Genomic DNA, 12223 nt, shown 5'->3' with positions numbered 1-12223 from the left:
AAACCCGCAAGGAGCGAGGCATGACCCTGCCCTACAGCCCCAGCCGCGCCGTGTATGAAGGCAATGGCGCAGCAACGGCCTTTCCCTTTGCCTTCAAGGTCTGGAGCACAAACCAGCTTAACATCAGCATCACATCGCCCAAGGGAGAGACCTCTCCCGCGCAGGGCTGGACAGCCAGTATCGGCGAGAGCGGAGGCACTGTCACCTATCTGCACGATGGAGCGCCCCTGCCCGCAGGCTGGCGGCTCGCCATTGTGCGCAACATGCCCTTTGAGCAGGGCATAGACCTCATATCCGCTTCGCGATTTGATCCGCAGGTCATAGAAGACGGGCTTGATCAGGCCACTGCGGAACTTCAGCAACTGAACGAAAAACTCGCACGCGCCGTCATCATGCCCGCCACCAGCGACAAGTCGCCGGAAGAAGTGGTTGCATCCATCTATTCCAGCCGTGATGCAGCAGCTCAAAACGCCACCGCCGCCGCGCATTCTGCCGCTGCTGCAGCGGCCAGCGCAGCCACAGCAGCACAAACGGTGGCAGAAGCGGCAGAAGCAAGCGTAAGCGCCGCCACTGCGCAGGCTGATATTGCAGCGGCAAACGCCCAGACAGCCCAAACTGCCGCCCACGCGGCGCAACAGGCCGTGCCGGACAACCTGCTCAGCCGCATGGTCGATGCGGAAGTAAAAAACACCCAGCAGGATACGCGGCTGAACGGGGTTGAGAGTGGCATCACAGCCGTCAGCACAACTCTGATCGGCAGCATTATGAGCGTGATGGCGGCAGAGGGTTACGTGCCCAACGGCACAGTCCCGGCTGACGCTGCGGAATACACGCGTGAACAATTCAGGGAGTTTTACGACACGTATCTTGCGGGCGGCAAACTGCTCACCTGCACCTATGCCGCCTTTGCCGCCCAGGTTGCCTTGACGGGCAACTGTGCCAAGTTCGCATTGGACACCACCGCCCAGAAGTTCAAAGTGCCGCTGCTGAAAAACGGCGATTCCATCACGCAGGCCGCAAGTGCCTCAGAGCTGGGCAAGAGTTATAAGGCCGGGTTGCCGAACATCACAGGTAACTCTTTAGGGGTGCAAGCTGTAGGCGGCCCTTCCTATGGAGGAGCGTTATATTCATTCGGGTCAGGCGGGGCAACTTTCGGACAGAGCGGCGGCGGTGGCTGGAACTCTATCGGGATTGACGCGAGTCGCAGCAGCCCCATCTACGGAAATTCCAACACAGTCACTACTGAGGGCATACGCCTGCGGCATTTTGTGGTTCTGGCATCTGCGCAGAACAGCGCCAGCGTGTTCGACTGGTCAAATTACATGGCAGGCCTGGCGGGCAAGGCAAATCTGGATATGGATAACCTGACGCCAGCAGGCTCCGGCAAGGTGGCGAACTACGCCATGCCCAGCCAGAGGGTGGTGGCTGTGGCCGTTCCCGCTTCTGGGGGGTACACAGTACCAGCACCATCCGCAGGTTGGTTCAAGCTTGCTGGTGTATCCACAGCAGCAGGCCAGTACATACGTTTGTCCACAGCTAGCTATGTAGTAGATATCCTCGACTGGTCTTCGGGGCCGGGGCAATCACTGGGGATAATGGTGCCCGTCCGCAAGGGGGACGCAGTGTGGGCCAGTTATAGTTCCCTAAGTGCAATGTATATGCACTTTGTTATTACAGAAGGAGGCAACTGATGCCTTGCCATATACTGTGCAATGCCGCTGGTGATATTGAGATGTGGGACGCGCAACCATTCCCCGGCAGTGTCGAGGTTGATTATGAGGTGGTGCGCGGATGGGACGGCAGGCCGTATAAAGCCGGGGCGATTCCTGCGCGCCCCAGAGATTACGTATTTGAAGTTCTGCGCGCCTCCCGTGACGTGCGGCTTGCAGCTACGGACAAGTATCTGCTGGCCGACTACCCCATCAGCGAGGGCGATCTGGCGCTGGTCAAGACATACCGGGCCGCACTTCGCGCCCTGCCCGAACAGCCCGGCGCACCGTGGGATGGCGGCGGTGATGAAACACCCTGGCCCGATGCTCCTGGCATTTTGCAGACGGAACAGCCATGCGCATAGCCCTGCAAAACTTTACCGGCGGCGAAATATCACCCACACTCTCGGCCCGGTACGACCTTTCCCGTTACCGCAACTGCGTTGCCTGCATGGAAAACATGCTCCCCGGCCTGCATGGCGACGTGGCCCGGCGGCCCGGCACCCGCTTTCTGGCGGAGCTTGGAGCATATTCCGTGTTGCTCCCCTTCACCTTCAGCGCGCATCCAAGCCAGAATTTTCTTCTGGTTTTTGGCGAAAAAACATTACGCGTTGCTACAGTTGCCGGATTCACCACGGCACCTGTCATGGCGACCCCCTATGCGGCGGAAGACCTGCTTTCGCTCTGCCACGCGCAGGTGGGCGATGTGGTCTATCTGGCCCACCAGAAATATCCGCTGCACAAAATAGTGCGGCGCGACGCACCGGGTGGAAACTATACCTGGAGCCTGGAGCAGGTAAAACTGAACACATCCCTGCCCGCCCCCGCCGCACCCACGCTGGCCTTTACCGGCAGCGGCGGTTCCTACACCCTGGGGTACAAGGTGGCGGCGGTAGATGCCAACGGCAGGCAGTCCCTCGCTTCGCCAGCAGGGGAATGCAAAGGGGCGCGGCACCCCTCCGACTGGGTGGTGGGCAACAGCACAACCATAAGCTGGCCTGCCGTTCAAGGCGCTGCGGAATATAACGTTTACCGCGAGGAAGCGGGCTACTTCGGCTTTATCGGCGTTGCCTCCGGCACCAGTTTCAGCGACCAGAACTACAAGGCCGACACCACAGACACGCCTCGCGAAGACTGGAATCCTTTTGCTGACGGCAACAATCCCGGCGTGGTGGCCTTTCACCAGCAGCGCATGGTGCTTGCGGCCACCCCCGGCACGCCACAGGCATTTTACATGTCGCGCACGGGCGATTTTGAATCCTTCCGCAAGTCGCGCCCCTTGCAGGATGACGACCCGGTGGAATACCTCATCGCCTCCGGCTCCATAGACTCCGTAACCTGGGTTGCCAGCTTCGGCGATCTTCTGGTGGGCACCTCCGGCAGCGAATACAAGGCCAGCGGCGGCGATGGATCGGCCATCACGCCCCAAAAGGTCAGCATCACCGCCCAGTCGTACTGGGGCAGCGCGGGGCTTGCGCCCATCATCATCGGCAATTCGGTGCTGCATGTGCAGCGCCACGGCTCGCGTGTGCGCGATCTTTTCTATTCGCTGGAAAAAGACGGATATTCGGGAAATGACCTTTCCATTCTTGCGCCGCACCAGTTTGAGGGGCACACCATCAAACAGTGGGCCTATCAGCAGACCCCCGGCTCAACCATCTGGTGCGTGCGCGATGACGGCCTGCTACTGGGTTTTACCTACATGAAGGAGCACGACATCTGGGGATGGTCGCGCCATGTGACAGACGGCGAAGTTATTTCTGCCGCAACAGTGGCTGATCAGGACGGCGATGCGCTGGCCCTTGTGGTGCGCCGCACCATTGCGGGCCGGACGCGCTATTTTCTCGAACGGCTGGCCCCGGTCTGGGCGGACAGCCAGCCCATTGCCGAAGCCTGTTTTGTGGATTGCGGCCTTGGCATCCGCACGGATACGCCAACGTCGACCGTGGAAGGGCTGGACCATCTGGAAGGCTGCGCGCTTTCCGTACTGGCGGACGGCAGCCCTGTGGAGGGCTGCGTGGTGCGTGGTGGGCGCATAGAGCTGCCCTATGCGGCCTCTGTGGTGCAGGCAGGCCTGCCGTATGCATCAGTGCTCTCCCCCCTGCCGGTGGAGGGCGACTTCAATTCCGGCACGACACTGGCGCAGGGGCGGGCCTACGGTTCCTGCTCGCTCCGCCTGTACCGCAGCGTAGGCGGGCAATACGGCCCCAGCCGCAACGAACTGTACGACCTGCCCTTTATGCCGGAGCACTGGGGCGAGGCCGTGCAGCCCTTTTCTGGCGACATCACGTGCGCTCCCAGCGGCGGTTGGGACAATCAGACGAGCATCTGGCTGGTGCAGCAGCGGCCCCTGCCCTTTCGCATTCTCGCGCTCACGCTGGACATAACCTTTGCCTGATGCGGCAAGAGGAGCAATCCATGCTGACCATAACAACAGAAACATTTTCGCAGGTAGCCGCAGAAGCGGAACAACTCGCCGCCGCCCACTGGGATGAGGTGGAAGCCGCCCTGCACGGTGAACAGCACTACCGCCTTGACCATGAGCGCTATGCCAGTCTTGAACGGCTGGGCATGCTGCACATCAGCGCCGCGCGCGGATTGCCTGAGGCCGACCAATGCCCCGCCTCCGCTACATCCAACGCACCGCTGGCAGGTTATGCCGCCTTTACTCTGGTGGCCTGCCCGCACTGCCCGCAAACCATGCTGGCGGCTCTGGATGGGCTGTATCTTGCCCCCCGGGCACGCGGGGGCCTGTTTGCCCTGCGCCTGCTGCGCCATGCGGAGGCGGCCCTTGCCGTGCGCGGCGTAAGCCTTGTGCAGTACAGTTCGCCAGCGTCCCGACCCTGCCATGCGCTCTACCGCCGCCTTGGGGCGCGGCCCACGGAGACCATCTGGCACAAATCCCTGCCGCCAGCGCCAGCCAGGGCCGCAGGAACCATCAAGGAGGACAGCTAATGGCCATAGCAACCAGCACCGCCGCCATGATCAGCGCCGCCGTGGCCCTTGCCGGGGCCGCCGCCGGAACCGTGAGTGCCGTGCAGCAGGCAGAAAACCGCCGCCAGCAGACGGAATACCAGTCCGACCTCGCGGCCCGCAACGCCCAGCAGGCGGAACTGAGCGCACAGGCAGCAGACGAGGCCGCACGGCAGGAACGCCGGGCGGGTTACGAAGCGGCGCAGGCCAAAAGGCAGGAGGCGGCCCGCATCATCGGTGCGCAACGCGCTCAGGCTGGGGCATCAGGAGCGCAGACCGATGCAGGCTCTACGCTGGATAAAACCCTGGACACCGCCGAAAAAGGCGAACTGGACGCCCTCGCTGCCGAACAGCAGGGGCAAAGCAGAGCACACGCGCAAGACATGCAGGCCTGGAGCCTGCGCAACCAGTCGGCGGAGTCGGCATCCAACGCCGATTTTGCTGGCTCGCGTGCCGAAACGGACTATCTGGGGCTGAGCAGCACCCTGCTCAACGGAGCCTCCCGCGTGGGCCGCAACTTTTACACCATCGGCTCACGCGGCCCGCTGCTGCCGTAGGCCTCCCTTTTATTGTCATGCCCGGAAGCCCCCTGCCGTCCTCTTTCGGGCGGCAGGGGGCTTTTGTTGTTATTTATGGAAAGCCCCGCGTAATGCCAGACAAAAACACGGCTTTTGCCTATTGACGATGCGCTGGCTGACCTTACTTTTTATGGGCAGACGGCGCGAACAGGTGTAATCTGGACGCACGTCAAGGAAACGACCCGACGGGGAGCACGCATCATGGCAGTATCGTACAAGGATTATTACAAACTTCTGGGAGTAGAGCGCGCAGCGTCAGCCGAGGAGGTTTCCAAGGCTTACAAAAAGCTGGCCCGCAAATACCACCCTGACCTCAATCCCGGCGACAAGCAGGCAGAGGAGAAGTTTAAGGAAATCAACGAAGCCTATGAAGTGCTCAAAGACCCGGAAAAGCGCAAACTGTACGACCAGCTTGGCCCCAACTGGCAGCACGGCCAGCAGTTTCAGGGCGAACCGGGCTTTGAGAATGTGCATTTCACGTTCAACGGCAAAAATTTTGACGGTTCGGGCTTTTCAGACTTTTTTGAAACCCTGTTTGGCGGCGGTGGCCAGTTTGGCGGCCCCTTTGGCGGCCAGATGGGTGGACAGGCTGGCGGGCGCGGGGCCAATTTCGGCCCTGACCCCTTCGGCGGTTTTTCGTCCCGGCAGCGGCGTGGCCGCGATGTGGAGGCGGAGCTGGCCCTGAGCCTTGAAGAAGTGCTGCGCGGCGGCCCGCGCTCCGTATCCATCAACATGCCCGCAGGTTCAAAGACCCTTGAGGTCAACGTGCCCGCCGGCATCCGCGAGGGGGCAAAACTGCGCCTCGCCGGGCAGGGCGACCCTGCGCCGGGCGGCACGCCGGGCGACCTTTTTTTGCGGGTGCGCTATCTGCCCCACCATGTTTTCAAGGTGGACGGCGACAACCTGCAATGCGATCTGGCTCTGGCCCCGTGGGAAGCAGCCCTTGGGGCGCGGGTTGAAGTGCCCACCCTTGAAGGCAGCGTGGAAATGCAGATTCCCGCAGGCTCCAGCTCCGGGCGCAAGTTCCGCCTGCGCGGCAAGGGCCTGGGCGCTGGCGACAAGCGGGGCGACCTGCTGGCAAAGATCATGATTCGGGTTCCCGCGCAGATCACGGACGAAGAGCGCGATCTGTGGAGCAAGCTGGCCGAGATATCAACATTCAAGGCCCGCGCGTAGGGAACAATCAGGCAGCCGCCAGCGGACACCCCCGGCGGCTGCGCAGGGTTTGCATGCATGTTCCAGCGGCGCCGCCGCAGGCGGCAACCGATACGGTTACTGGTGGAGGACACAAATGAGCATGACCCCGAAAAAACCTTCACTGCCCGTGCCTTCAACGGTCATGGTCTGGCAGGAATTCATTGAAGCCACAGGCATTGCGCCGGAGCGGCTTCAGGAACTGATGGGCCTTGGCTGGATTGAAGCCCGCACCAGCGCGGCGCAGGATTTCCTTTTTCGCGATGTAGACATCTACCGTGTACGCAAGCTTGAGCGCATCTGTTGCGACTTTGAGCTGCCCGTGCTCGGCGGCACTATTATTGTGGATCTTCTGGAGCGCATAGATTCTCTGCAACGCAGGTTGCAACGCTTACAGCATTTTGAAGACGAATAGCCGGTTTGAGAGCATGCAGCCTCCCGGCCAGAAATAACAAAATTTTGCCCGCCGCAGCGCGGGCGCGTGTGGAGGAAGCTTATGGACATCAACAAATTTACGGATAAAGCCCGCGAGGCTGTGGGGCAGGCCCAGAGCATTGCCGCAGGCATGGGCCATCAGGAGACGGATGCCGAGCATCTGGCCCTGGCCCTTGTACAGCAGGAAAACGGCATCGTGCCGCGCATTCTGGAACAGATGGGCGTGCAGCCCAAGGCCCTCAGCGTTGCAATCGAGGGCGCGCTGCGCAAGCGGCCTTCTGTTTCCGGCGGCGGCATGGATCCCAGCAAGATCATGATTACCCAGCGGCTGGCAAAAATTCTGGGCGATGCGCAGAACGAAGCCAACCGAATGAAGGACGAATACGTAAGCGTTGACCACCTGTTTGCCGCGCTTACGGATGTTGCGCCCTCCTCGCCTCTTGGCGAAGTGTTCAAGGAATACAAGATCGCCCGCGCCCGTTTTGTGGCAGCCATGGAAGAGCTGCGCGGCGGCGCGCGTGTGACCAGCGCCACCCCCGAAGACACCTTTGAAGCGCTGACCAAGTACGCCCGCGATCTCGTGGAAGCAGCCCGTCAGGGCAAGATGGACCCGGTCATTGGCCGCGATTCCGAAATCCGCCGCGTTATCCGCATTCTCTCGCGCCGCACCAAGAACAACCCGGTGCTCATAGGCGAGGCGGGCGTGGGCAAAACCGCCATTGTGGAAGGCCTGGCCTTCCGCATCGTCAAGGGGGACGTGCCGGAGGGCCTCAAGGGCCGCAAGCTTTTTGCCCTTGATATGGGCGCGCTCATCGCAGGCGCAAAGTACCGCGGCGAGTTTGAGGAACGCCTCAAAGCCGTGCTCAACGAGGTGCAAAAGAGCGAGGGACAGATCATTCTGTTCATCGACGAACTGCACACCATCGTGGGCGCGGGCAAAACAGAAGGGGCCATGGATGCGGGCAATCTGCTCAAGCCTATGCTGGCGCGCGGCGAGCTGCACTGCATTGGCGCGACCACGGTGGACGAGTACCGCAAATATATTGAAAAAGACCCGGCTCTGGAACGCCGCTTCCAGCCCGTCATGGTTGAAGAACCCACGGTGGAAGACGCCATCTCCATCCTGCGCGGGCTGAAAGAACGCTTCGAGGTGCACCACGGCGTACGGATCAGCGACTCTGCCATTGTTGAAGCGGTGGTTCTGTCACACCGCTACATCACCGATCGTCAGCTGCCGGACAAGGCCATTGACCTCATTGACGAGGCCGCAGCCATGATCCGCACCGAGATCGACTCGCTGCCCGCGGATCTGGACGAAGTGAACCGCAAGGTCATGCAGCTTGAAATCGAGCGCGAAGCCCTGCGCCGTGAAACAGACGCCGCTTCGCGCGAGCGCCTTGAAAAACTTGAGAACGAACTGGCCGATCTGCGCGCCCAGCAGGCCAACATGCGCAAGCAGTGGGAGAGCGAAAAAGGCTCCATCGACCACGTGCGTGAAATCAAGGAGCAGATCGAGCAGACCAAGCTTGCCATTGAGCAGGCCGAGCGCGCCTACGACCTCAACAAGGCCGCCGAGCTCAAGTACTCCAAACTGCTTGAGCTGGAAAAGAAGCTGGCCGCCGCTTCCGGCGCTGGTTCGGAACACGAAGGCCCGCGTCTGCTCAAGGAAGAAGTGCGGCCCGACGATGTAGCCGAAATTGTGGGCAAGTGGACGGGCATCCCGGTAACGCGCCTGCTTGAATCCGAACGCGAAAAGCTTCTGCGCCTGGGCGACCAGCTGCACGAGCGCGTGGTCGGTCAGGACGAGGCCGTTACAGCCGTGGCCGATGCCGTACTGCGCGCCCGCGCGGGGCTTTCCGACCCGGCGCGGCCCACAGGTTCGTTCATTTTCCTTGGCCCCACGGGCGTGGGCAAGACCGAGCTTTCCAAGGCTTTGGCCGAGGCGCTCTTTGATACGGAAGACAACATGGTGCGGCTCGACATGAGCGAATACATGGAGAAGCACTCCGTTTCGCGGCTCATCGGCGCGCCTCCAGGATACGTGGGCTATGACGAAGGCGGTCAGCTTACCGAAGCCGTACGCCGCAAGCCCTACTCCGTCATTCTGTTTGACGAGATTGAAAAGGCGCACCCGGATGTGTTCAACACCCTGCTGCAACTGCTGGACGATGGACGCCTTACGGACAGCCAGGGACGCACGGTGGACTTTCGCAACTGCATAGTCATCATGACCTCCAACATCGGCTCCATGCACCTGCTGGAGGGCATCTCTGCCGATGGCTCGCTCAAGGAGGGCGCGCGGGAAAGGGTCATGGAGGATCTGCGGGCGCACTTCCGCCCCGAGTTCCTCAACCGCGTGGACGAAACCGTGGTCTTTCTGCCCCTGCGGCGCGACCAGATTGCCCGCATTGTGGATCTTCAGGTCGACCGGCTGCGCAAGCGGCTTGAAGACCGCAAGATCAGGCTTGAGCTTACTGATGCGGCCCGCAAGTTTATTGGCGATGCCGGTTACGACCCTGTGTACGGCGCGCGGCCCCTCAAGCGCTACGTGCAGCAGGCGGTGGAAACCCCGCTTGCCAAGGAACTGGTGGGCGGCAAAATCCGCGACGGACAGTGCGTCACTGTGGATGCTGCGGACGACAAGCTCACCTTCCGGGCCGAGTAAACGGCGCAAGGCTGATACCCAACCCGAATACAAGGGGGATTCCGAACAGGAATCCCCCTTTTTTTGAGCACACTATCGTCTTGCAGATTTGATCCGCAAATGCGTTCAACTTCTGAATGCGTTGCCCAGCGCGTCCGCCGCCATAATAGCCGCAGCTACGCTCTCTTCCGTGATGGGGAAGGGCATGGCGTGGATGGATTCTTCGGGCAGGCAGGCCTTGCGGGCCACCTTGCGCAGGGCTTCGGGGCTGATGTCCGTAATGCCGATATCGCTCAGGCACACGGGCAGGCCCACTGAGGTGCAAAAGCCCAACACTTCGTCCAGTTCTTCCGTGGGGGCGTTTTCCAGCACCAGTTGCACCAGCGTGCCAAAGGCGACCTTTTCGCCGTGCAGATAGGTGTGGGTTTCTTCCAGCGCGGTCAGGCCATCGTGAACGGCGTGGGCTGCCGCAAGACCGCCGCTCTCAAAGCCCAGGCCGGAAAGCAGGGAGTTGGCTTCAATGATGTTTTCCAGCGCAGGCGTCGCCATCTTGGCCTGACAGGCCAGCACGGCCTTGTAGCCGTCTTCCAGCAGGGTGCGGTAGCAGGTGGCGGCAAGGGCTTGCGCTGCAAGGGTGCCTCTGGCCGGGGGGCAGTCGCCCGTGCGCGCGCCGCAGGGCAGCCCAGCGTTGACGGGAGCGCACGAACGCACGTTGGCCCGGGCCTCAAAATAGGTGGAAAGGGCATCGCCCATGCCCGACACCAGATAGCGCACGGGCGAGGCGGCAATTATGGAAACATCCATCAGCACCACATCGGGATTGCGGGGAAAATAGGCGTAGTCTTCCATTTCGCCGTCTGGCGTATAGATCACCGCGGAGTGGCTCGTGGGCGCGTCTGTAGCCGCAGTGGTGGGCACCACAATGACTCCCTGCCCCGCCGCAACGCAACGCGCCGTGTCCAGCGCCTTGCCGCCGCCAAGCCCCACGGTGCACTGGCAGGAATGCTTACGCGCCAGCTCGCCAAGGCGGGCGATTTCAACGCGTGAACATTCGCCCTGAAATTCCGTTTCCACAAAGGTCACGCCAAATTTGGCCGCTGTGGCGTCCAGTGTCTGGCGCACCCTGTTCACGCTGCTTTCCGTGGCTACCAGCAAGGCCTTTGTGCCGTACTGCCGCACAAAATACCCAAGGTTGAGCAGTTCGTTCTCGCCCTGCACGTACTTGGACGGACAGATAAACGCTCTTCTCATGGCATGCTCCGCTTCCGGCAATCGCGCCGGCATTGCAGGTTTGAATCCTGAAGGGGCCTACGCGTCTTCCTTCACGCCCAGCAGGGCGCGGGCATAATCCTCGCCGCTGAAGGGGCGCAGGTCTTCCATTTTTTCGCCAAGGCCCACATAGGTGATGGGCAGGTGGTGCTGCATGGCAACGGCAATGGCTACGCCGCCCTTTGCCGTGCCGTCGAGCTTGGTGATGATGAGTTCATCAATGCCCGCCGCTTCCTTGAACAGTTTGGTCTGCGAAAGGGCGTTCTGCCCGGTGGTGGCGTCAATCACCAGAATGGTGCGGTGCGGCGCTCCCGCATGCTTTTTGCCCAGCACCTGACGGATCTTGCTCAGTTCTTCCATCAGGTTGACCTTGGTCTGCAGGCGGCCTGCAGTGTCCACATAGAGCACATCCACGCCTTCCTGAAGCGCGCGATCCATAGCCTCGTAAGCCACGGCGGCAGGGTCGGAACCAGCGGTGCGCGCATGGAACAGCGCGCCAACGCGCCCGGCCCAGACCTGCAACTGCTCAATAGCGGCAGCGCGGAAGGTATCGGCGGCGGCAATCATGACCTTTTTGCCCTGCATGCGGTCGCGGTGGGCCAGCTTGGCAATGGTGGTGGTTTTACCCACGCCGTTGACGCCAATCATCAGCACGACTTCGGGCTGGTTAACGGCTGCAATGCGGCGCGGCGCGCGAAAGATTTCTTCCACTTCGGCCATGAGCAGTTGGCGCACCTTGGTGGATTCCGTAACCTTTTCCTTGCGAGCGCGCTCTTTCAGACGCTCCACCAGTTCAACGGAGGGTTCGTAGCCAAGATCGGCCATGATAAAAAGTTCTTCCAGTTCTTCCCAGAAGGCGTCGTCCAGTTCGCCATGTCCGGCAAACAATGCGTCCAGCCCCTTGGAAAACTGCTCGCGGGTGCGCGAAAGGCCCTGGCTGATCTTGAGGAACAAACGGTTGCGCTCGTCCTCTTCGTCTTCCATATCAAGGGCGAGAGCCAGACGGTACTGCAATTCAGAACGAAATTCCTCCACCTGCCGATAATCCATGCGGGCGAGCCATTCCTGAAAATCACGCACAAAGTTCTGCGCTTCGGCCTCCGGGGCATCAAGGGCGCGCAGCAAAAAAAACAAACGCTGCCACAGCAGGTCGCCCGCCTCGTCCACGCCCTCAAGCACAATGCCAAGCCATACGGAAAGCCGAGGCTCGGCCTCGCGCAGCCGCAGGGTCAGGGCCTCATCAGCGGCAAATGCCGCAAAGGGCTGGGCAGTGACTTCTGCCGCAGATTTCGCAGCAGGTTCTGCAAGAGCTTCAGTTGCGGCAGCACCTGCGCCAACTTCTGCGGGCGCTTCCTGCGCCGCATTTGCCGCATCTTCCGCGCCGCCGAACATCTTTTTTATGGCAGAGAAAAACCCCATAT

10 protein-coding genes are annotated in these 12223 nt (G+C 61.3%); 8 read left to right on the top strand and 2 right to left on the bottom strand.

Annotated features, from left to right (window positions below; genetic code table 11):
- Positions 1 to 20 precede the first annotated feature (20 nt).
- The 8 genes from G449_RS0104425 to clpB all read left to right on the top strand — a co-directional run bounded on the left by G449_RS0104425 (position 21) and on the right by clpB (position 9554).
- Positions 21 to 1691 carry a hypothetical protein gene (locus G449_RS0104425; RefSeq protein WP_022658105.1) on the top strand — a complete coding sequence of 557 codons (1671 nt, stop codon included), beginning with the start codon at positions 21 to 23 and terminating at the stop codon, positions 1689 to 1691.
- The gene (locus G449_RS15975) at positions 1691 to 2074 is read left to right on the top strand and encodes a phage tail assembly chaperone (RefSeq protein ID WP_022658104.1); all 384 of its coding nucleotides are present in this window, start codon (positions 1691 to 1693) and stop codon (positions 2072 to 2074) included. Before G449_RS0104425 ends, G449_RS15975 begins: the two co-directional genes overlap by 1 nt.
- Entirely contained in the window at positions 2065 to 4107 is a 2043-nt protein-coding gene (locus G449_RS0104415; protein WP_022658103.1) for a phage tail protein, read from the top strand. The genes G449_RS15975 and G449_RS0104415 overlap by 10 nt, the downstream gene beginning before the upstream one ends.
- A 20-nt stretch (positions 4108 to 4127) precedes the next feature.
- Positions 4128 to 4664, top strand: coding sequence for an N-acetyltransferase (locus G449_RS15970; protein WP_022658102.1), 537 nt, complete (start codon positions 4128 to 4130; stop codon positions 4662 to 4664).
- Entirely contained in the window at positions 4664 to 5239 is a 576-nt protein-coding gene (locus G449_RS0104405; protein ID WP_022658101.1) for a flotillin family protein, read from the top strand. The genes G449_RS15970 and G449_RS0104405 overlap by 1 nt, the downstream gene beginning before the upstream one ends.
- Positions 5240 to 5461: 222 nt before the next feature.
- Entirely contained in the window at positions 5462 to 6436 is a 975-nt protein-coding gene (locus G449_RS0104400) for a DnaJ C-terminal domain-containing protein (RefSeq protein ID WP_022658100.1), read from the top strand.
- 115 nt (positions 6437 to 6551) lie between these two features.
- A complete protein-coding gene (locus G449_RS0104395; protein ID WP_022658099.1) occupies positions 6552 to 6869 on the top strand; it encodes a chaperone modulator CbpM in 318 nt (105 codons plus the stop codon).
- Positions 6870 to 6950: 81 nt separating this feature from the next.
- Complete coding sequence (gene clpB / locus G449_RS0104390) at positions 6951 to 9554, top strand: ATP-dependent chaperone ClpB (RefSeq protein WP_022658098.1); 2604 nt, start codon at positions 6951 to 6953, stop codon at positions 9552 to 9554.
- A gap of 105 nt (positions 9555 to 9659) precedes the next feature.
- On the opposite strand, the gene G449_RS0104385 is transcribed toward clpB, so the two are convergent.
- The gene (locus tag G449_RS0104385; RefSeq protein ID WP_027180706.1) at positions 9660 to 10784 is read right to left on the bottom strand and encodes a glycerol dehydrogenase; all 1125 of its coding nucleotides are present in this window, start codon (positions 10782 to 10784) and stop codon (positions 9660 to 9662) included.
- A gap of 57 nt (positions 10785 to 10841) precedes the next feature.
- Positions 10842 to 12221 (bottom strand): signal recognition particle-docking protein FtsY, encoded by a 1380-nt coding sequence (ftsY, locus tag G449_RS0104380; RefSeq protein ID WP_022658096.1) that lies wholly within the window; start codon positions 12219 to 12221, stop codon positions 10842 to 10844.
- Between the last annotated feature and the right edge of the window lie 2 nt (positions 12222 to 12223).

The sequence above is a fragment of the Desulfovibrio desulfuricans DSM 642 genome, from assembly GCF_000420465.1.
Lineage (GTDB): Bacteria > Desulfobacterota > Desulfovibrionia > Desulfovibrionales > Desulfovibrionaceae > Desulfovibrio > Desulfovibrio desulfuricans.
This window is presented reverse-complemented; position numbering and strand designations above follow the sequence as displayed.